General features: G+C 65.9%; 16 protein-coding genes. 8 read left to right on the top strand and 8 right to left on the bottom strand.

The window, feature by feature from the left end:
- Window positions 1–85 precede the first annotated feature (85 nt).
- A complete protein-coding gene (locus tag ACIPY3_RS07850; RefSeq protein WP_400332204.1) occupies window positions 86–853 on the bottom strand; it encodes a M50 family metallopeptidase in 768 nt (255 codons plus the stop codon).
- 29 nt (window positions 854–882) lie between these two features.
- Window positions 883–1,500 carry a TetR/AcrR family transcriptional regulator C-terminal domain-containing protein gene (locus ACIPY3_RS07845; protein WP_400332201.1) on the bottom strand — a complete coding sequence of 206 codons (618 nt, stop codon included), beginning with the start codon at window positions 1,498–1,500 and terminating at the stop codon, window positions 883–885.
- Between the two features lie 162 nt (window positions 1,501–1,662).
- Between ACIPY3_RS07845 and ACIPY3_RS07840 the strand changes: the two genes are divergently transcribed.
- Together ACIPY3_RS07840 and ACIPY3_RS07835 are read left to right on the top strand one after the other, a co-directional pair.
- On the top strand, window positions 1,663–3,120 hold the full coding sequence (locus tag ACIPY3_RS07840; protein ID WP_400332198.1) for an APC family permease: 1,458 nt from the start codon (window positions 1,663–1,665) through the stop codon (window positions 3,118–3,120).
- Window positions 3,110–4,747, top strand: coding sequence for an amidohydrolase (locus ACIPY3_RS07835; protein ID WP_400332195.1), 1,638 nt, complete (start codon window positions 3,110–3,112; stop codon window positions 4,745–4,747). Before ACIPY3_RS07840 ends, ACIPY3_RS07835 begins: the two co-directional genes overlap by 11 nt.
- Before the next feature lie 3 nt (window positions 4,748–4,750).
- On the opposite strand, the gene hrpB is transcribed toward ACIPY3_RS07835, so the two are convergent.
- From hrpB to ACIPY3_RS07805, 6 genes are all read right to left on the bottom strand, one after another.
- The gene (hrpB, locus tag ACIPY3_RS07830) at window positions 4,751–7,405 is read right to left on the bottom strand and encodes an ATP-dependent helicase HrpB (protein ID WP_400332192.1); all 2,655 of its coding nucleotides are present in this window, start codon (window positions 7,403–7,405) and stop codon (window positions 4,751–4,753) included.
- A 63-nt stretch (window positions 7,406–7,468) separates the two neighbouring features.
- The gene (locus ACIPY3_RS07825) at window positions 7,469–8,512 is read right to left on the bottom strand and encodes an NAD(P)-dependent alcohol dehydrogenase (protein ID WP_400332189.1); all 1,044 of its coding nucleotides are present in this window, start codon (window positions 8,510–8,512) and stop codon (window positions 7,469–7,471) included.
- 112 nt (window positions 8,513–8,624) lie between these two features.
- Window positions 8,625–9,875: an RNA polymerase sigma factor gene (locus ACIPY3_RS07820; RefSeq protein WP_400332186.1), complete on the bottom strand. Its 1,251-nt coding sequence runs from the start codon at window positions 9,873–9,875 to the stop codon at window positions 8,625–8,627.
- Window positions 9,876–9,908: 33 nt separating this feature from the next.
- Window positions 9,909–10,328 (bottom strand): YciI family protein, encoded by a 420-nt coding sequence (locus tag ACIPY3_RS07815; RefSeq protein WP_400332183.1) that lies wholly within the window; start codon window positions 10,326–10,328, stop codon window positions 9,909–9,911.
- 187 nt (window positions 10,329–10,515) lie between these two features.
- A complete protein-coding gene (locus ACIPY3_RS07810; protein ID WP_400332180.1) occupies window positions 10,516–11,067 on the bottom strand; it encodes a hypothetical protein in 552 nt (183 codons plus the stop codon).
- A gap of 166 nt (window positions 11,068–11,233) precedes the next feature.
- On the bottom strand, window positions 11,234–12,190 hold the full coding sequence (locus ACIPY3_RS07805) for a 5'-3' exonuclease H3TH domain-containing protein (RefSeq protein WP_400332177.1): 957 nt from the start codon (window positions 12,188–12,190) through the stop codon (window positions 11,234–11,236).
- A 160-nt stretch (window positions 12,191–12,350) separates the two neighbouring features.
- On the opposite strand from ACIPY3_RS07805, the gene ACIPY3_RS07800 reads away from it, so the two are divergent.
- The 6 genes from ACIPY3_RS07800 (at window position 12,351) to ACIPY3_RS07775 (ending at window position 20,518) form a co-directional block, all read left to right on the top strand.
- Window positions 12,351–14,264: an FAD-binding monooxygenase gene (locus ACIPY3_RS07800; RefSeq protein ID WP_400332174.1), complete on the top strand. Its 1,914-nt coding sequence runs from the start codon at window positions 12,351–12,353 to the stop codon at window positions 14,262–14,264.
- Window positions 14,265–14,476: 212 nt separating this feature from the next.
- The gene (locus ACIPY3_RS07795; protein WP_400332617.1) at window positions 14,477–15,352 is read left to right on the top strand and encodes a MurR/RpiR family transcriptional regulator; all 876 of its coding nucleotides are present in this window, start codon (window positions 14,477–14,479) and stop codon (window positions 15,350–15,352) included.
- A 46-nt stretch (window positions 15,353–15,398) separates the two neighbouring features.
- The gene (locus ACIPY3_RS07790) at window positions 15,399–16,304 is read left to right on the top strand and encodes an NAD(P)-dependent oxidoreductase (RefSeq protein ID WP_400332171.1); all 906 of its coding nucleotides are present in this window, start codon (window positions 15,399–15,401) and stop codon (window positions 16,302–16,304) included.
- A 39-nt stretch (window positions 16,305–16,343) separates the two neighbouring features.
- On the top strand, window positions 16,344–17,891 hold the full coding sequence (locus tag ACIPY3_RS07785) for an aldehyde dehydrogenase family protein (RefSeq protein WP_400332169.1): 1,548 nt from the start codon (window positions 16,344–16,346) through the stop codon (window positions 17,889–17,891).
- A gap of 27 nt (window positions 17,892–17,918) precedes the next feature.
- Window positions 17,919–19,145: an amidohydrolase gene (locus ACIPY3_RS07780; RefSeq protein ID WP_400332166.1), complete on the top strand. Its 1,227-nt coding sequence runs from the start codon at window positions 17,919–17,921 to the stop codon at window positions 19,143–19,145.
- Window positions 19,142–20,518 (top strand): DUF3100 domain-containing protein, encoded by a 1,377-nt coding sequence (locus tag ACIPY3_RS07775; RefSeq protein ID WP_400332163.1) that lies wholly within the window; start codon window positions 19,142–19,144, stop codon window positions 20,516–20,518. The genes ACIPY3_RS07780 and ACIPY3_RS07775 overlap by 4 nt, the downstream gene beginning before the upstream one ends.
- Window positions 20,519–20,524 lie beyond the last annotated feature (6 nt).

Here is a 20,524-nt window from a genome sequence, read left to right as displayed (position 1 = left end):
ACGCATGGCGTGGTTCGAACGTGTACAAGGATTGGACACCCTCAAGCAACCACAGGGCAAGAGGCAGCGGCGCAGATTCGAGGCGCTATCTCGCCACTATCCCCAGCATTCCCCAGAGCAGCCCTGCGGAAACAGCGGCACATCCGGTGATGACCAGCGTGAAGCCCGTCATCCAGACGAAGCTGGGGACGCCCGTCGTGCGACCCAGGATCCAGGCGTCCGAGGCTTGGATACGCTCCCTGCGCCTGGTGTGCACCCCGGCGAGCTTCAGCAGGTCACGGACGCCACCCACCGTGAGCGCAATACCCAGCGCCAGCACCACGTAGTTCACGGCCTCGGGTGAAGCGAAGATGATCAGTGACTGGGCCGTGGCAGCACTGACCACTGCTACCAGTATCCCCGTCAGGTTCCGCAGGAAGACCAGTGAAACCAAGAGGATGAGGGCGCCGATGGACATGGCGGCACCAGACCGTCCGGCGGAGAAGGCGGCGATCAGGGCAAGGCCCACCACCGCCGGGGCCGGATATCCCCAGAACCCGGACCACGCCGCACCGAAGGCACTCCGCCCGCTGCTGACGAGGCGGCCGGAATGGTCCAGGCCGATCCGCAGGCTGTGCACGAAACGACCGGTCATGAGGGCCGCGTAGGCGTGGCCGAGTTCGTGCACGAACGTGACGTACAGGCCGAACCACCGCCACGTTACCCTGGGGATGCTCAGCAGCGTGGCGCCGGCAACGATGGCCAGGAGCGCGGGCAGGGGCACGGCAGTGGTGTGGACGTCGGTGAAGCCGCGGACGACGGCTGCCCACCAGGTTTCGGGCATGGAAGCGGGATCGAAGGCGGTGAGGGTCACCGTCGAATGGTACGCAAGAAATCTGGGAGTCAGACCAACGCCTGTTTGAGACGGGAGCGCAGGCCGGCCATGAGGATCTCCAGGCCGAAGTCGAAAGCCGCTTCACCACGTTCCACGGACGGGCCAGCCTGCGCCAGGGCACCGGACAACGCCGGGTATCCGTCCACGGGCGGAGCCCAGACCACCTCCGGCGCTGCCAGGTCCAGGGCAAAGCCCAGCGCGAAGCTGTCGATGGTGGAGATGGCGGACACCACGTCCTGCCCGAGGAAACCGGCCTCTTCGAGGGCAATCGCCAGATTTTCGTACAGGGCCAGCACCTGTGGATCCTGCACCGTTTGAAGGACCATGAGCGGTGCCAGCCGGGGGTGCCTGGCGAACGCGTCCCGGTAGCTGCGCACGATGGCCCGGAGCGATTCTTCCCACCCCTGGCCCTCATGAAGCTGGTAGGGGCTCTCGGAGATGATCCGTCCGCGCATGAGCTCGAGGATTTCGTCGCGGCCGCTGACGTGGTTGTAGATGGACGATTGGCTGACTCCAATTTTCCTGGCCAGCTTGGGCAAGCTGAAATCGCCGGCTTCGTCCACCAGTTCCAAAGCGGCCGTCACCAAGGCGTCGATGGATATGAGTGGGACAGGCGGGCGTGGCATGGGTACTCCAATCGGTTGTTGCTACGACTCTAGCCACAACTCCCATGACTTTGCAGGAAAGTATTGTGCGGCGGATCACAAAGCCCTACGATAAAACGAAAGGCTTTCGCTAACGCCTCGATTCCCACCACTTCCCAGCTTCCAGCCCCCTCGAGGACCCCCATGTCTGACACCGAAACCCGCCCGCCCGCAGCCGAGGCTGCCAATGGGCTCAAACGCAATGCCATCGGAACGGGAGGCATCGCCTTCCTCGTCATCTCCGCAGCGGCACCACTGACCGTCATGGCCGGCGTGGCCCCGGTAGCCATCGGCATCGGGGGCATTGGCGCCCCCATGGGCTACCTCATCGCCGGCGCGGTCCTGCTCGTGTTCGCCGTCGCCTTCATGGCCATGACCAAACACGTCAAGGCCGCCGGCGGCTTTTACACCTACATCACCTTGGCCATGGGAAAGACTGTGGGGCTGGCCTCCGCCATCCTGGCGATTGTGTCCTACAACTGCCTCCAGATCGGCGTCTATGGACTGTTCGCCGTGCAGACGCAGGCCATGCTCCGGACGCTCTTCGGCCTGGACGTGCCCTGGCCCGCCGTGGCCCTCGTGGCGATCGGCGCCGTATGGTTCCTCGGTTACCGCGGCATCGATGTCGGAGCGAAGGTCCTTGGTGTCCTGCTCGTCGCTGAAACAGCCATCCTGGCCATCATGGGCGCGGGCATCCTGGCCTCCGGTGGGGCGCACGGCATCAGCGGGGCATCGTTCGAACCCGGGAACGCCTTCACGCCCGGCGTCCTCGCGATCCTGGCCATCTGCTTCGCCGCATTCATGGGCTTTGAATCCACGGTGCTCTACCGCCGCGAGGCCCGGAATCCCGACAAGTCCGTACCCCGCGCCACCTACATTGCGGTGGGCTTCATGTCTGTCTTCTACGCCTTCATCGTCTGGACGGTGGTCCAAGCCTTCGGCGACGGCGACGTGGTGGCGGCAGCGGGCGAACTGGCCGACGGGATGTTCTTTGCCACCATCAACCACTACGTGGGGCCTTGGGCGGAAGTGGTGATGTACGTCCTGATCGTCACGAGCGTCTACGCATCGCAACTGGCGTTCCATAACGCCATCAACCGTTACGTCTACATGCTCGCCAAAGACGGCGTCCTCCCGGCCTTCCTTGGCAAGACCCACCCCACGTACAAATCCCCGCACCGCGCCGGGCAGATCCAGACCGTGCTTGCCGCCGTCGTGATTGCCGTGTGCGCCCTTGCCGGGGCCGACCCCTACAAGCAGTTGCTGATCTGGGTGAACACCCCCGGCATCTTCGGAATCGTGGCGCTCCAGGGACTGGTTTCCGTGGCCTGTTTCATCTACCTCCGCCGCACCCCCGCAGCTGTCACCAACCGGCTGCTGGTTCCGGTGAGCGTGGCGTCCGCAATCCTTCTCTTCGGCGTTGTGGTGCTCATTGCCGTCAACATCGAACTCCTTACGTTCGCCGACGCCCTGACCAACACCATCCTCCTGCTGGTCTCCCCCGTTGTTTTCCTGGCCGGCCTGCTGATCGCACGCCGCCTGCGCACTGCCCGCCCACACGTCTTCAACCGCATTGGAAGCTTTGAAACCCATGACTCCTGACCTGATCGTCCTGGCAGATACCGTCCACACCCTCAGCAAGGGTGCCGACGGGAAGCAGCCCGTCCAAGCCGTAGCCGTCAATGGCGGCGTGATAGCCGCCGTCGGGAGCCGAGCCGATGCGCACGACTGGCGACGGTCCGGCACCGAGGTGGTGGACCTTGGCGAGGCCACCCTGACCCCGGGTTTGGTGGACTGCCATATCCACCCGGTGTTCGGGCTGGACCTGACCATCGGCGTCGACCTTTCCGCAGCGGTGGGCCTGGAAGATGTCCGCGCGATGCTGAAGGCGGAGTCGGAACGGACCAACGACGGCGGCTGGTTGCGCGGGTGGGGGCTGAACCCGAACGCTTTTGGAACAGAACCGCTGCACCGCTCGGTGATCGACGACGTCGCAGGTGGCCGTCCCGCGATGATCCGCTTGTTCGACGGTCACTCAGCACTTGCCAACAGCCGTGCCTTGGAGATTGCCGGCATCGACGGTCGCCGCGGCTTCACGCAAGCGGCCGAAGTCGTCTGCGATGCCGATGGCACTCCCACCGGGTTGCTCCTCGAAGCAGCCGCCATGGAACTCGTGCAGCAGTACATTCCCCGGGAATCCTTTGCGGAACGGAAGGTGCGGCTGGGCCGCTTGCTGCAGGATTTCGCGCGTTCGGGCCTGACCGGCGGACATGTCATGGACCACGGGGAAGAAACAACCGCCCTCCTGAATGCCTTGGAGGCCGACGGCGGGCTGCCGCTGCGGCTCCGGACCGCACCCTGGTGCATGCCCGGCTCGGGAGAAGCGGAGTGGGGGCAGTTGGCCGCCTTCATCGGCACAGGAGGGCAACGCTGGTCCATCGAAGCCATCAAACTCTTCGTGGACGGCACCATCGACAATGGAACAGCATGGCTTGACGAGCCGGACCTTTACGGCCAATCCACGGCGCCCTTCTGGCCGCGGCCGGAAGAATATGCCGCGGCGGTCCACTACTTTGCGGCCCGCGGAATTCCGACCGCCACGCACGCCATCGGTGATGCCGGAGTGGAGCATGTGCTCAACGCCTTCGGGTCGCTCCCCCGGTCTGTCCGGTCCCGCTACCAGCACACGGTGCACAGGATTGAGCACATCGAGACGGTCCCCGACGCACTCGTGGAGCGGTTCAAGGACGCCGGAGTGGTGGCCAGCATGCAGCCCACGCACTGCACCCACTATTCGCTCGCCGACCACAGCGACAACTGGTCCACCCGGCTCGGCCCGGAGCGCGCGGACCGCGCCTGGCGCTGCCGGGACCTCCGGGACGCGGGCATCGTCCTGGGCATCGGCTCGGACTGGCCCATTGCTCCCTACGAACCCCTGCCCATCCTGGCGGATGCCCAATTGCGCAGGCGTTCCGGGCACCCCGAGCAGGAACCGATCGCTCCGGCCCAGGCGCTCACGGCCCTGCAGGCTTTGGAGGGATACACCTCCCATGCCGCCAAGGCTGCCGGGCTCTGGGACGTCTCAGGCTCCATCGACGCGGGCAAGCGGGCCGACTTCACGGTATTCGACCTCGATCCCCTCACCACGGCGCCCGACGAACTTGCGGCAAGCGCCGTCCTGGGCACGTTTGTTGAGGGCGAGGTCCAGTTCATGCTGGACAGGTTGTAGGGGCTACATCCGGTTCTTGGTCCTGGCCGTCGCCCGGGCTGTCCATGGATCCTCGGGCCAGGGATGCTTGGGATAGCGTCCCCGCATCTCGGCCCGGACCTGGGCGTACGGGCCGGACCAGAACGACGCGAGGTCGTCCGTCACCGCCAACGGACGGCCCGCCGGTGACAGCAGATGGAAGAGGACCGGCACCCTGCCGTCCACCAGCCGCGGCGTCCTGTCCCAGCCAAAGCATTCCTGCAGCTTGACCGCCACAACCGGGCGTCCGACGTCGTGGTCCTCCCCAGGGTGGCCGTAAACGTCAGGGTAGTCGATCCGCACCCGGGAGCCGCTCGGAACCTGCAGGCGCTCGGGAACGAGGTTGTCCAGGTGGACAGCCTCGGGCCACGGGAGGAGCCGGCGCAGCGGCTCGGAAAGGTCCAGTGCCGTGGCCGGTTTGCCGTTGGCGAGGGCCTCCAACTCGGGGCCGAGCCACTCGTCAAGGCGGGAGAGGAGTGCCGCTTCGCCGACGTCCGGCCACGGTTCGCCGAGCACGTTGCGGAGGAGGGCCAGGCGGCGCCTGAACGCATCGGCGGCATCCGACCACCCGATCATGGACAGCCCGCGCTTGGCGAGGGCCTCGCCCACGGCAGCGCGGCTGGCTTCCGGGCCCGGCCGGACCGGTGTGGACGATAGCACGATGGCACCGAGGCGCCGTTCCAGCCGTGCGGAGACTTTGCCCCCGTCAAAGCGTGCGCGGACTTCCTCTTCCAGCAGGTCCGGGGCCGCCGAGAGCGCCAGGTCCGCGGCAAGCGGGGCCGCAGACCTGATGACGGCCCCCGTACCGGCGGCATCCCGCCCGTGCGCCCGGGAGACCTCAGCCACGGCGAGCCACTCGTGCCCCGCGAGTGGGCTTCCTCCCGGGAGTCCGGCGCGCGTGCCGGAGGTGAGAAGGTAACTCGCCGGCCCGTCCCCCGCCACGCGGCGCGCGATGCGGTCCGGGAACGCCAGCGCCACGACGAACCCCGGCTCTTCGTCCCGCGTCGGGCTGCGGTGCGGTGTGGAATGAACGACGGCGGTACCGCCCTTCCGCGCGATCGCTTCGAAGCGCTTGGCCTCCTCGGCGAACCGCTTGCCGGCCGGACCTGAACCGGAGCCGAGCCCGGAAAGCAGGCGCGTGAGGTCGGCGCCCGGCGCGCGCTGGTCGCCGGAGACGAGGGCCACTGTTTCCGCCGCTGTCCGCGGACCGACCACGGCTGCCCCATCCAGCAGTGCCCGGGCGAGGCGCGGATCCGCCGGGATCCCTGCCAGGGTCCTGCCAAGGCCCGTGGCCATGCCTTCCGCGGTGACCGCCCCGAGCTCACGGAGGACCTCCACGGCATCGTCCATGGACACCGTCGGCGGCGCATCGGGGAGGGCCAGTCCCCGTCCGCGCGGAGCACCCCAGCAGGCCAGGAGCAGCGCGGCTCCGGTCAGGTCTGCGACGGCAATTTCCGGGGTCTGGTGTTCCGGGGCTGCGGCAAAGGCTTGCTGGTTGTAGCAGCGGACCACCGTTCCCGGGCCTTGGCGTGCGGCACGCCCGGCCCTTTGCCCGGCCGAAGCCCGCGAGCAGGAAACCGTGACCAGCCCTGACATTCCCCGGCCCGCGTCCCTGCGTGGTTCCCGCGACAAGCCCGAGTCGATGACCAAGCGGACGCCGGGGACGGTCAGCGACGATTCGGCAAGGGCCGTGGACACAATGATCCGCGCGGGTCCGCCTGGACTCCGGCCGGACACTGCCCGATCCTGTTCCTGTGGCGATGCCTGGCCGTGCAATTCAAGGACCTCCGTGCCATGGTCCGCGCGATTGCGCAGGCGGGCGGCAACGTGGGCCACTTCGCGGACACCGGGCAGGAAAACGAGCGCGTCAACCTGCGGATCGTCGTGGAGCATCCGCTGGTGGGCCTGCGCCGCGGTGTCCGCAACGTGGTCCAGGAAGCTCCGGGCCACACCGCGGCCATCCAGTCGAAGGGAAGGCCCCGGAACCCATTCGACGCTCAAGGGGTGCAGCGCGGAAGGACAGTCAACCACCGGTGCCGGTGATCCGCCGTCGGGGTCCGCTTCCCCGAGGAGGGCAGCGAAGCGCGGCGCGTCCAAGGTGGCGGACATGGCCACCAGCAGCAGGTCTTCGCGTACCTGGCGGACTTCGGCCAGCATGCCGAGCAAGAGGTCCGTTTCGAGTCCACGTTCATGGACTTCGTCCAGGATTACCGCGTGGGTGCCTTCAAGGGCCGGGTCCGACAGCAGCCGCCGCAGCAGGATACCCGGCGTGACGAACTCCACCAACGTGTCCTTGCCCGTCCGCGATTCACCGCGGACGGTGTAGCCCACGCGGCCTCCGGGACTACCGCCACTCGTCCCGCCCTTCACGGGCGCGAGGCTGTCCAGGGCAGCGAGGCGGCGCGCCGCGGAACGGGCAGCGACGCGCCGGGGCTGCGTAACCACCACGCGGGGCCGGAGGTGGCCTTCACGGTGCAGCAGATTGACCAGCAAGGGCGGCACCAGGGTCGTTTTACCCGTACCGGGCGGCGCCTGCACCACGGCCGTGCCGCCGGGTTTGGCCTTGAGGGCCGAGGCCAGCTTGTCCAGGGAATCGGCGAAGACCAGGCCGTTGCCGATGGTGTCCAGGTTGAAAGTCACCGAACCATTTTCCCTTGGACGCACTGCCCCGCCACACAGCCCACCCGGGGCCGGGCTTGACGCCTAGGCGATGGTGGCGGCGTCGATGACGAAACGGTAGCGGACGTCGGATGCCAGGACCCGCTCGTAGGCTTCGTTGATCTTCTCCGCGGGGATGACCTCGATTTCGGCCCCGAGGTGGTGTTCGGCGCAGAAGTTGAGCATCTCCTGGGTTTCGCGGATGCCTCCGATGGCGGAACCCGCGAAGGACCGGCGGCCCCCGATCAGTGCGAACGCATTGACGGGCAGCGGCTCGGCCGGCGCACCCACGTTGACCAGGGTGCCATCGAGGGCGAGCAACTGGAGGTAGGCACTGATGTCGATGGAAGCGCTCACCGTGTTGATGATGAGATCGAACGTGCCGGCGAGCTGTTCGAACGTGGTGGGATCGCTCGTGGCGAAGTACTGGTCTGCGCCCAGCTTGAGCCCGTCTTCCATCTTCTTCAGCGACTGCGAAAGAACAGTCACCTCGGCGCCCATCGCGTGTGCCAGCTTGACGGCCATGTGGCCCAGGCCGCCCAGTCCTACCACCGCCACCTTTTTGCCGGGGCCAGCACCCCAGTGGCGAAGCGGCGAGTACGTGGTGATTCCAGCGCAGAGCAACGGCGCTGCGGCGTCGAGCTCGAGGCCCTCGGGGATGGTGACCACGAAGTCCTCGTTAACCACCACATCGCTGGAGTAGCCACCCTGGGTGATGGTGCCGTCGCGGTCCACCGAACCGTAGGTGCCCACGTTGCCGTTCAGGCAGTACTGTTCTTCCCCGGCCTCACAGTTGGCGCATTCCTTGCAGGAATTGACCATGCAGCCCACGCCAACCCGGTCGCCCACTTTGTGCTTGGTCACCCCGGCGCCCACCTTGGTGACGATGCCGGCGATCTCGTGGCCCGGCGCCAGCGGGTATTGCTGTGGACCCCACTCGCCGCGGACCGTGTGGATGTCTGAGTGGCAGATGCCCGCGAACTTGATATCGATATGGACGTCGCGCGGTCCCACCTCGCGGCGCTCAATGGTGGTCAGGACCAGATCGCCCGTGGCCGAAGGGGCTGCGTATGCGGTAGCGGAAGGCATGTTTCTCCTGTTGATCATGATGTGTGGATGATTCCATCAAAGCTGCTTTTTTCGACGGGAGGGAGTGTCTGTTGAGCCTGGGATTGGGAGTCCTACCCATGGCGCCGCCCGATCAAGCGCCCAGTTCCTCGATTTTCCGCGCGAGCACGAACCGTTCGGCAGCGTTGGAACAACGGCCATGCGCCAGCAGGAGCGCTTCCCGGGCCTCGGCTGTCCTGCCCATACGCGTTAACAGCTCCCCGCGAACCGCCGGCAACACATGGGAGCCCTGCAGCCCGCCGTCGTCCGCCAGCCCATCCAGGACGTCCAGGCCCGCCGCGGGTCCCTGGGCCATGGCGACGGCCACGGCCCGGTTCAGTTCGACGATCGGCGAGGGGGTCAGCCTGCCAAGCGCCTCGTAAAGGATTACGATGCGGGCCCAGTCGGTATCGGCGACGCTGGCAGCGACAGCATGGCACTCCGCAATCGACGCCTGCAGTCCATACGCGCCCAGCCCGCGTCCGGCGGCAACCGCGGTGGCAAGTGCCGCCCGGCCGCGCCGAATGGCGGACTGGTCCCACCGCCGTCGGTCCTGGTCTTCAAGGAGGACCGGGCGACCGGCAGCGTCCAGCCGTGCCGGGAACCTGGCTGCGGTCAATTCCATCAGGGCCAACAGGCTGAAGGCCTCAGGCTCGGGCGAAAGCCGCACGAGAATGCGGGCCAGCCGGCGGGCTTCCCCGGCCAGATCCTTGCGCATCCAGTCATCGCCGGCACTGGCGAAGGACCCTTCCGAGAAAATGAGGTACACCACCTGCAGCACGGAACCCAGCCGCTCGGGGAGTTCGTGCTCTTCCGGCACGGCGAACGGAATGTGGGCAGCGGCAAGCGTCTTCTTGGCCCGGGTAATGCGGGCCTGGATGGTGGGCACAGGCACCAGGAACGCTTTCGCGATCTGATCCGTGCCCATGCCGGCCACCACACGCAGGGTCAAGGCGATCCTGGACTCCTTGGACAGGACGGGATGGCAGGAGATAAACATCAGCGCCAGGACATCGTCCTGGACCGCTTCGGGGTTGAACAGCGCATCCACTGAAGAGTCCTCTTCCGACAGCCCGCTGGCCAGCACCGCATATTTTTCGTCACGGGCGGCGCGCCTGCGGAAAGCATCGATCGCACGACGCCGGCCGGCAGTCAGCAGCCAGGCAACCGGTTCGGTGGGGACGCCATTGACGGACCATGACACCAGTGCCTCGGCGACTGCTTCCTGGGCGAGGTCTTCAGCCAGCGGAAAGTCGCCTGTGTACCTGGCAAGGGCGCCGACGATGCGGGCGGATTCACTCCGCCATACAGCTTCGACGGCGGCCCTTGCCGCAGTGTTGCCCACGTCGGGTATCGCCCGGAGAGTCAGGCCCGGCGATCAGAGTTGCCCGGTCTGTTCCCGCCAGGCACGTTCCTTCTGGATCCATTCGTTGTCCTGGGGAAACTCGTCAATCCCCGGGACCCTGCGGATTTCGGTTTTGGTGCCCGCCGTCATGGGCGCCCGCTTTGCCCATTCCACCGCTTCCTGCTTGGACGCCACGTCAAGGATGTAGTAGCCGGCGAACAATTCCTTGGTCTCCCCGTAAGGGCCGTCGGTCACCACGGGAGTCTCGCCGGTGAAGTCCACCACCACGCCCTCCGCGGGGTCGTCGAGTCCTTCCGCCGCCAGGAGCACCCCGGCGCGGATGAGCTCGTCGTTGAACTTGCCCATGACCTCGAGCATTTCGTTGAAGTCGGCGGTCTGGAGTTTCTCCATCGACTCATCGGTTGCCCGCATGATCAGCATGTACTTGGCCATTGCACTCAATCTCCTCGGTTGTGGAAGGTCGCTTTCCGACCTTCTCACTGATAGGTCGAACGGATCGAGGAAGAATCGACACGGAAACCAATATTTCTCAAAAGAGGGGCAGGATCCTTCCGGTGGCCCGGCGGATCCTGCCCTCATGTGGTGTATCTGTTGTCGGTTTTCGGGCGCGGGCCGAAAACTACCGGCCGCCGCCCCCAATGACTCCCGCGTTGACTGCCTTGGTGACGGCGTCCGCTTCAGCCTGCGTCAGTTTGCCGTCGGAAACAGCCTTGTCCAGGCGGGACTTGAGCTCTGCCGACCGGTCGGCCTTCGCCTCGGAACGGATTTCCTCAAGCGCCGTCGTCACCTTGGACTCATCGATTCCCAGGGCCTGGGCCAAGGACTTGGCCAGGGCCGCTTCCCGCGCCGTGCGGTCCGGCTTCGTGCCTTCGGTACCTTCGCTGGGCGGAGTAGTGGGCTTGTTGGCATCACGGAACGCCTTCAACGCCTCGGTGACCTTGGCTTCGTCAACGCCCAGCTTGGTGGCGAGCTTGAATGCGAGCTGGGCACCGTCACGACCGTGGCCGCCATGGCGTCCCGGGCCGTTGCCCTGCGTGGACCCGTCAGTGGACGAGGTGGCACTGGGCGTCGGGGTGCTGGTGGCCGAGGCAACGCTCGTGACTCCCAGGCCGGCACCCAGAGCCAGCGCTCCGGCGGTTACGCCCAGCGTGATCTTCTTGGTTTTTGACATACGCCTCTCCTGATTCGGCAGCCGGAACAGTTGCTGCACCGTAGTACGGCTGGTGACATGCGGACAGCAGGTTGCGCCGTCCTTTTCCCAGCATCCTGCATGGAACCCAGTCCGCCCTGTCGCGAAGCTGTTGATTAGCTGTGAAAGCAGCCCGCAAAGCTGTGAATCACCCTCGGCCCGCTGCGTCGAGGGAGTCCCGCAAGCGCTTGACGGCGCCACCGAGGTTCCAGTCCGAAGCCAGGCCTTCCAGTTCCTCCCTCGCCTTACCGGTCACGGGCCGAAGGGCCGCGCCCGCTTCATCGAGTGCTGGAACGTCGAGGTCGCGGGCCACCTTGACCACGGTGGGCGCCACGGCCAAATAGTCCGCGGCGGCGGACAGCTTGGCTTTCACCCCGGCCGACAACCCGCCGTCGGGGCGCCCTGCCGCTTCGAGGAGGCCGTCCAGCGTGCCGTGCGTTGCCAGGAGCGAGGCTGCGGTCTTCTCCCCTATGCCGGCCACCCCCGGCAGGCCATCCGAGGAGTCGCCACGGAGCGTCGCGAAGTCCGCATACTGCTGGGGCAGGACACGGTACTTTCCCACCACGTCCACCTCGGTCAGCACGTCGAGGTTCCGCATTCCGCGGGCGGTGTAGATGACCCGGACATCCCGCTGGTCATCGACCAACTGGAACAGGTCCCTGTCCCCTGTCACGACGTCCACGGGAAGCGTTGCCTGGCTTGCGTAGCTGCCGATGACGTCATCAGCCTCATGGTCGTCCACGCCGACGACGGCAATCCCTGCCAGTGACAGGACGTGCCGGATCAGGGGAATCTGGGCCTCCAGGGCGTCCGGGACTTCCTCGATGTCCGGCCCGCCCTCCACCTGCCGCGCAACCCGGTGGGCCTTGTAGCTGGGGATGAGGGCGACCCGCCACGACGGACGCCAATTGTTGTCCCAGCAGGCAACCAGGTGGGTAGCGCCGTAGTCCACGGTGAGCCGGGCAATCATGTCCATCAGCCCCCTGACGGCATTGACGGATGTCCCGTCTGAACGGCGGATCGTGTCCGGCATGCCGTAGAAGGCACGGAAGTACAACGAGGCGGTATCCAGCAACATGAGGCGAGGCATACCTGATCCTGACATGCCTCCGACCGTTTGGGGACCCAACGCGCTTGCTGTGGGGACTTGAACGTCCCTGTGAGCCGGATTACCATTGTGTGAGCGATAATAGAACATCTAATTCTATTATCGAACACGCTACCTATCCGAGGCGTTTGTGCCCACGAAGAAGTGAGGAAAGCCCGTGCAGTTTCATCATCACGGTTATGTATCCGGTGACCCGCGGGTGGAGCCCGCGGCCGGGGTTGGCTTGGACCGTCCGGAGGTGCTTCCGGATGAGGTTGACGTCCTGATTGTGGGCACCGGGCCTGCCGGGATGTTGACGGCGGCGCAATTGGCTCAGTTCCCGGACGTCACCACCCGGATTGTGGAGCGGCGTCCGGGTCGCTTGGCGATCGGGCAGGCTGATGGGATCCAGGCCCGGAGCGTGGAGACGTTCCAGGCTTTCGGTTTTGCCGAGCGGATCATTGCCGAGGCGTACCGGATCACGGAGATGGCGTTCTGGAAGCCGGACCCGGCCGATCACTCGAAGATCGTGCGGGCCGCGCGGGCCGTGGACGACCCCGCCGGGATCAGCGAGTTCCCGCACTTGATCGTCAACCAGGCCCGGGTGCTGGACTACTTCGCGGAGTTCGCAGCGAACTCCCCGGCCCGGATTCGCCCGGATTACGGGTATGAGTTAGTGGGGTTGCAGGTCACCGGTGAGGGCGAGTACCCGGTCACCGTGACTCTCCTGCACACCGCCGGACCGGACGAGGGCCAGGAACGTGTGGTGCGGGCCAAGTACGTGGTGGGTGCCGATGGCGCCCGGAGCAAGGTCCGCGAATCGATCGGCTGCCACCTCGCCGGGGACCAGGCCAACCATGCCTGGGGTGTGATGGACGTGTTGGCGGTGACGGACTTCCCGGACATCCGGACCAAATGCGCCATCCAGTCCGGCACCGGTGGAAGCATCCTGCTGATTCCGCGTGAGGGCGGGCATTTGTTCCGCATGTACGTGGACCTGGGCGAGGTCGCGGCCGATGATCATGGTGCGGTGCGCAAGACCACGATTGAGCAGATCATCGCCAAGGCCAACGCCATCCTGCACCCCTACACCCTGGATGTGCGGAACGTGGCCTGGCACAGCGTCTACGAAGTAGGCCACCGGCTCACGGACAGGTTCGACGACGTCCTGCCGGAGGAGCGCGGTACGCGCACTCCGCGGGTGTTCATCACCGGGGACGCGTGCCACACGCACTCGGCCAAGGCCGGGCAGGGCATGAACGTGTCCATGCAGGACGGGTTCAACATCGGCTGGAAACTCGGCCACGTCCTGGAGGGCCGGTCCCCCGAATCGTTGCTGGATACCTACTCGGCCGAACGGCAGGTGGTGGCGAAGAACCTGATCGACTTCGACAAGGAATGGTCCACCCTCATGGCCAAGAAACCCGAGGACTTCAAGGACCCCACCGAACTGGAAACCTTCTACACCAGCACCGCGGAGTTCCCGGCCGGGTTCATGACCCAGTACGCGCCCTCCATGCTCGTCGCCGAACCCACGCACCAGGACCTCGCCACCGGATTCCCCATCGGCAAACGCTTCAAGTCCGCCCCGGTGCAGCGGGTCTGCGACACGAACCCCATGCACCTGGGCCACCACGCCAAAGCCGACGGCCGCTGGCGGATCTACGTCTTCGCCGACACCGAAGCCGCCGGCGCCCCGGGAGCCGTGGCGGACCTGGCCCAGTGGCTCGACACCGCACCCGACTCCCCGCTGGCCGCGACGCCGTCGAGCCTTGACCGCGACGCCTGGTTCGACGTCAAAGTCATCTACCAGCAAGACCACACCGGCGTGGACATCAACGCCGTCCCCGCCGTGTTCAAATCCCCCGTCGGCCCCTTCAAACTGACCTACCTCGAAAAGGTCTTCGGCACCGACCCCGCCAACGATATCTACGAACAGCGTGGCCTCAGCCGAGACGGCGTCGTGGTGGTCGTCAGGCCCGACCAGTACGTCGCCAATGTTCTGCCGCTGACCGCAACCACCGAACTCGGAGCCTTCTTCGCGGGCCTCCACACCACACCCACAAACACCAAGCAACTCAGCAACGCCTGACCGAAACGCCATGACGAGGTTGCCGGGAGCCATGCAAGGCTCCCGGCAACCGTGCTTTAACGGGCCTTGCCTGAACGGCCGGAAAGTTTTACCTCGCGGAAACGGTATCCACTAGCGGCAATCAAAATTGCAGAGTATCTTTATTGCAATGCAGATTGCAGAGTGATGTACGTTACAGGAGGATGGCCGTGAAGAGCGAGCGGCTCGAAACCGTGGTGGGCAACGCGGGCGTAAGCACCTGGGAATCCACGGACTATGCGTGGCTGGGGGACGCCCTTCCCAACATCACGCTTTCCAAGTCACAGGCCCGGGTAGTGGAAGTCATCGCCCGCAACCCGCAGTTGTCCTCTTACGCGGACATCGCCGAAATCGCCCAACGCTCGGACGTGAACAACTCCACGGTGGTCCGCACGGCCCAACGCCTTGGCTACCGCGGCTGGCCGGACCTGCAGCGTGAATTGCGCTCCAGGTACTTGGTGATGATCTCCACCGAAGACACCCTCAATGAACACGGCGAACACCGCAGCCCCCTGCATGACGCCCTAAACCACGACATCGAGAACCTGCGGCTCACCCTTGATTCCAATACCCCGGACGACGTCGAAGCCGCCATCGCTGCCTTGGCAACAGCGAAATCCATCACCGTCATCGGCCTCGGTTCGTTCGCCGGACCGGCCAGCGTCATGGCCCACCTTGGCTCAACCATGGGCTACCCCATCACCTTGGAGAATCGGGCCGGTGTGCACTTCGCCTCGGCAGCCAACAACCTTGGACCCGGCGACGTCCTGGTGGTCATCAACATGTGGCGTTCGGTCAAACAGATCATCCTCACGGCTGAGGCCGCCAAGGAGGCGGGAGCCACCGTCGTCGGCATCAGCGACATGCGCCGCGGCCGCCTCGCCGCAGCAGCCGACCACCTCCTGATCGTCGCTTCGGAAGGCATCTCCTTTTTCCAGTCCGTCACCGCGGCCAACTCCATGGTCTACGGGCTCCTTGCCGGCATGGAAGCGGCACATCCCGAACGAAGCCGTGCCGCCATCCGCCGAACCCAGCAGTTGTGGAAAGACCTGGACGTCTACCTCGACTAGGAACTGCCTCCCCCTCGCTACACCCTCAAGACCCAAGGAGTACTTCATGAACACCAACCGCCGCGTCGCCGTGATCGGCCTCGGCTCAATGGGCGGAGCCATGGCCTCGACCCTGCACACCGCAGGGTGGGATGTCATCGGATTCGACCCCTCCGAAGGTGCCCGCGCCACCGCCGCCGAGGGTGGAATCACCACTACGGCCAGCCTCGAAGACCTGGCCGGGACCCCGTATGCGGTCCTGTCCCTCCCCTCGGCCACGATCGTCGAGGCCACCGTGCCGACGCTGCTGGCGACGCCCGGAGTGGTGGCCATCGTGGACACCACCACCTCCGAACCCGGCACCAGCAAGGCAATGGCGGAACTGGCCGCATCCAAGGATGCCGCTTTCGTGGACGCCCCCGTGTCCGGCGGTCGGGCCGGCGCAGCCACAGGGACCTTGAGCGCCTTTGCAGGTGGAACGGAAGCTGCCCTCGCCAGTGCCGAACCGGTCCTCCAGGCGCTGACCGGAGGGAACTTTGCCCACATCGGCGGACCCGGCAGCGGCAACGTGGTCAAGCTCCTCAACAATGTCCTCGCCGCGGCCAACCTGGTCTCCGTGGGTGAGGCCTTGGGAGTGGCCAAGGCGTACGGCATCGACCCCGCAGTGGCAGCTGAGAGCATCAGCAACGCTTCGGGCGGCAGCAAGGTCTCGGCAAACATGTACCCCAACTGGGTCCTGAGCGGCACCCATGACTCCGGTTTCTCCCTTGGCCTGATGGCCCGCGACGCGGCCCTGGCCATTGACGTGGCCCGCGAAATCGGCGAACAGCCGGAACTCCTCGCAGCGGCCGCGGGCCAATGGCAGGAGGCCTTGGCGCTCCTGGGTCCGGCAGCGGACTTCACCGAAATCGCCCGGACCGTAGCCCCGGCAGTCACTCCTGCAGGAGCCCCTGCATCCGGTGACGCCGCCTAGCCAGCCCAGAACATCCCCCGCGCACCAGAAGGAACGATTTTGAGCATCACCACAGTCCCCTCCGCATCTTCCACGGCCACGGCCCGGGCAGTCCTCGACGCCGCCTTCCCCTCCGGCCTCGGTGCCTTCGTCGACGGCGCCGTCGTGACCGGCTCAGGCGCAGACATCACCCTGACGTCCGCCGCAACCGGCGAGCCCTTCGCCAGCTACGCCGACCCCGGAAAGGAAGGTGCCGACGCATTGCTGGCCAGTTCCGTCCGTGGCGCCGCAGCCTGGGGAAAGCTGAACGGATTCGAACGGGCAGCCATCCTCCGCAACGTGGGCCGTGTCGTCGAACAGCACGCCGAAGAGCTCGCCATCCTCGAGTCGGCCACCACCGGCAAGCCCATCCGCGACGCCCGCGCAGAATCCGCCAAAGTCGCAGAAATGTTCGGCTACTACGCGGGTTGGGCGGACAAACTCACCGGCCAGACCATCCCGGTTCCCGGCAACTGGCACACCTACACCGAACGCGTGCCGTGGGGCGTCGTGGTAGCCATCACTCCGTGGAACGCTCCGCTCTTCACGGCCGGATGGAACTCCGCAGCGCCCCTCGCAGCGGGTAACTCCGTGATCATCAAGCCCAGCGAATTCACTCCGGCTTCAACCGTTCGCCTGGCGCAATTGGCCCATCAAGCCGGGCTCCCGGATGGCGTCTTCAACGTGGCAACCGGGTTGGGACAGACGGTGGGATCGGCCCTGACCACGGACCCGCGGGTCGGCAAGGTCAGCTTTATCGGCTCGGTACCCACGGGCCGCCGCGTCGCCGTCGCCGCTGCCGGAGCAGGTATCCCCGCGTTGCTGGAACTGGGTGGCAAGAACGCCAACATCGTCTTTGCCGACGCGGACCTGGAACGTGCCGCTGACGGTGCCATCTCCGCCATCTTCTCCGGCGCGGGCCAATCGTGCGTCGCCGGTTCGCGGCTCCTGGTGGAACGCACCGTCCACGCCCGCTTCGTCGAGTTGGTGGCCGACCGCGCTGCCCGCCTTCGTGTCGGAGACCCCCTGGACGCCAGTACCGAGGTTGGTCCGATCATCACTCCCCAGCAGTTCGCCACCGTCACCTCGCTGATCGAAGCAGGAATGAACGACGGCGGACGCCGGGTCACCAGCGGAAACCTACCGGATTCCCTGGCTGGCTCTGCCCTGGCAGGCGGCCACTGGGTCATGCCCACGCTGCTGGACGGCGTGACGCCGTCGAACCGGCTCGAAACAACCGAGGTGTTCGGTCCGGTAGTCGGCGCGGACGCCTTCGACACTGAGGAGGAGGCGATCGCGAGGGCCAACAACACCAACTTCGGCCTGGCAGGGGCCGTCTGGACCTCGGACGTTTCCCGGGCGCACCATGTGGCCCGCGAAGTGAAGGCGGGAACCTTCTGGATCAACGCGTACAAGACCATCCACGTAGCCGTTCCCTTCGGTGGTTTCGGCGATTCGGGCCATGGCCGCTCGTCCGGTCCCGGCGTCCTGGACGAATACACGCAGACAAAAGCGATCTGGGTGCCCACGCGGGCCGCGGGCTCCCCGTTCCCGTCCCTGTCGTACTAAAACGGCCGGTTGAGGAAAGGAAGAACCATGGAACCGACCGGAACGAAACCGGCGATGGAGGCCCTGCGCAGGGCACTGAGGGACGGAGTGGACGCCTGGCGCCCCCAGGTCCAGTCGTTGTCGCAGGACTTGCACGCCAATCCCGAACTTTCCTTCGAAGAAGTCCGGGCCGCCGCATCCATCACGGCTGTCCTGGCTGAAGCCGGCTTCGAGGTGGCAACCGGTACAGCCGGCCTTCCCACAGCCTTCACGGCCACTGCCGGCAGCGGCGATCTGACGGTAGCCCTGTGTGTGGAATACGACGCGCTGCCGTCGGTAGGACACGCCTGCGGGCACAACCTCATTGCAGGGGCATCGGTAGCCGCAGCACTCGCCCTCCTCCCCCACGTGGACGAGCTGGGCATCACGTTGAAGGCCATAGGTACACCCGCCGAGGAACACGGCGGCGGAAAAGCCCTGATGCTGGAGCGGGGCGCCTTTGACGGAGTGGGACTGGCACTCATGGTGCACCCTGTACAGGACGGCGTGACCTACAACCCTGCCGGGACCACCGCACAGGCCGTAGGAAGGTATGAGGCGGTCTTCACCGGCAAGGCAGCGCATGCCGCCGCGGCCCCGCACCTTGGCGTCAACGCCGGGGACGCGGCTGTGCTCAGCCAAGTGGCCATCGGGCTGCTTCGCCAGCAGGTCCCCGGGGATCACCGGATCGCCTGCTACGTGGCTGAGGCCGGCCATGTCACCAACATCATCCCGGACCACGCGGTGGTTCCCTTCGAATGCAGGGCGTTCACCCTGCCGGAATATGAAGCACTCCTGGAACGCGTCAAGCATTGCTTCGAAGGGGCAGCCCTCGCCACCGGGACAACCCTGGAGATCAGCGCCGCGGAACCACTGTACGAACCGTTGATCCAGGACGACGACCTTGCCGCCTACTGGACCGAAGCCATGGACGCCTTTGGCAAGGACACCTCACCGTCCGCCGGAATGGGCGGCGGATCAACCGACATGGGCAACATCTCCCAAGTCATCCCCTCGCTCCACCCGTGGCTCAGCATCCCTGGCGCCAACGTACCCATCCACTCGCACGGTTTCGCTGCCTTGGCCAACACCCCTGAGGCCTACGACGTCATGTTCGAGGCGGCCGTGGCACTTGCCTGGACCGTGGCCGGAGCCGCAACCCATCCCCAACAAAGAGAACGCTTCGCCAACGCGGCCTACCGCGGCGGAGCCCTGATTCAGGAAGCAACATCATGAGCACCCGCATCGAAACTGCGCGGACGGACAAAGCCGGTATGCGGCTGACCCTCCCCATTGCCGCGCTGGCGTTTGTCATCGCCCTTGCTGTTCAATTCATCGGCCAGGCCAAGATCGATCTCGGCATTGGCGCAATCATCATCTTCCCCATGGTGTGGGGCCTGATTTTGGGCCTCCTCGTCTCCATCCAGAAATTCAAGCCCCTTGGCCTTGACCTTCAGCGCGTCGCCTCTGCCCTGGTGGGTGTGGCCGTCCTTCTGCTGGTGGCACGCCTGGCCTTCAACATCGGTCCCAGCCTGCCCAGCCTGATCAAGGCGGGACCGGCACTGTTGCTGCAGGAAGTCGGACACCTCCTGGGGACCATCGTCCTGGCACTCCCCCTTGCCGTGCTGCTCCGCATGGGCAAGGCCACGGTAGGTGCGACCTTTTCCCTGGACCGCGAGCCTTCCTTCGCCATGGTCTCCGAAAAGTACGGCCCCGACTCGGACCAGTACCGCGGGGTTCTGGCGATGTACGTCTTCGGCACTCTGTTCGGCGCCGTGTTCATCACGCTGCTGACCTCGCTTGTCTCCAACTGGAAGATCTTCGATCCGCTGGCCCTTGCCATGGGTGCCGGCGTTGGCTCCGGGTCCATGATGGCGGCTTCGGCGGCCAGCATCGTGGCCGCCTACCCCGGGGACCAGGATGCCATCCTGGGCATGGCCGCCGTCTCGAACCTCATCACTACGGTCCTCGGCGTGTACGTGGGAATCTTCATCGCGCTTCCGCTGGCAGACAAGTTCTACAAGTTCCTGACCCGGAACAAGGACGGGCACAAAGTGGCAGCAGGCGTGGCGGACGCACCCAAGGCGGGAAGCGCCGTCGTCAGTGACCACGATGATGCCCAGGCGGAAGAGAACCGTCGCTTCCGTGAGGAAGTCGCGAAATCCTCGGCACACATGCAGCTGCCACTGTGGCTTTCACTCTCTGTCCTGACCGTCCTGGGTGTCGGAACCGCGGCTGTTGCGGCCAAGGGCCTGAGCCTGTCCATCCTCGCCGGTTACGGCATCATGCTGGCTCTGGTCCTGGTGAGCCTCCTGCTCGCGAAGATCACGCGCAAGATCTCGGCGATCGTGTTCATCACCACCATCGGTGCCTACATTTCCAGCCCCTGGTTCTTCGGTGCCGGCGTGCTGAATGAGGCCGTCAAGACCGTGGACTTCCTGTCCATCGCCACTGTGATGCTGACCTTGGCCGGCCTTTCCCTCGGCAAGGACATCCCACTGCTGCGCAACATCGGTTGGAAGATCATCCCGGTGGGCCTCGTGGCCATCACGGCGTCTTTCCTGCTGTCTGCCGTCATCGCCGAATTCGCCCTGGGGCTCTGGCACTAGCCCGAA

It is taken from the genome of Paenarthrobacter sp. NPDC089714 (assembly GCF_044748905.1).
Classification (GTDB): domain Bacteria; phylum Actinomycetota; class Actinomycetes; order Actinomycetales; family Micrococcaceae; genus Arthrobacter.
This window is presented reverse-complemented; position numbering and strand designations above follow the sequence as displayed.

Bases quoted from the DNA above. Each gene is read 5' to 3' on its own strand.
- ACIPY3_RS07790 (WP_400332171.1), top strand. From the start codon at position 15,399: ATGAACACCAACCGCCGCGTCGCCGTGATCGGCCTCGGCTCAATGGGC.
- ACIPY3_RS07845 (WP_400332201.1), bottom strand. From the start codon at position 1,500: ATGCCACGCCCGCCTGTCCCACTCATATCCATCGACGCCTTGGTGACG.
- ACIPY3_RS07840 (WP_400332198.1), top strand. From the start codon at position 1,663: ATGTCTGACACCGAAACCCGCCCGCCCGCAGCCGAGGCTGCCAATGGG.
- ACIPY3_RS07810 (WP_400332180.1), bottom strand. From the start codon at position 11,067: ATGTCAAAAACCAAGAAGATCACGCTGGGCGTAACCGCCGGAGCGCTG.
- ACIPY3_RS07825 (WP_400332189.1), bottom strand. From the start codon at position 8,512: ATGCCTTCCGCTACCGCATACGCAGCCCCTTCGGCCACGGGCGATCTG.
- ACIPY3_RS07780 (WP_400332166.1), top strand. From the start codon at position 17,919: ATGGAACCGACCGGAACGAAACCGGCGATGGAGGCCCTGCGCAGGGCA.
- ACIPY3_RS07775 (WP_400332163.1), top strand. From the start codon at position 19,142: ATGAGCACCCGCATCGAAACTGCGCGGACGGACAAAGCCGGTATGCGG.
- ACIPY3_RS07815 (WP_400332183.1), bottom strand. From the start codon at position 10,328: ATGGCCAAGTACATGCTGATCATGCGGGCAACCGATGAGTCGATGGAG.
- ACIPY3_RS07835 (WP_400332195.1), top strand. From the start codon at position 3,110: ATGACTCCTGACCTGATCGTCCTGGCAGATACCGTCCACACCCTCAGC.
- ACIPY3_RS07805 (WP_400332177.1), bottom strand. From the start codon at position 12,190: ATGTCAGGATCAGGTATGCCTCGCCTCATGTTGCTGGATACCGCCTCG.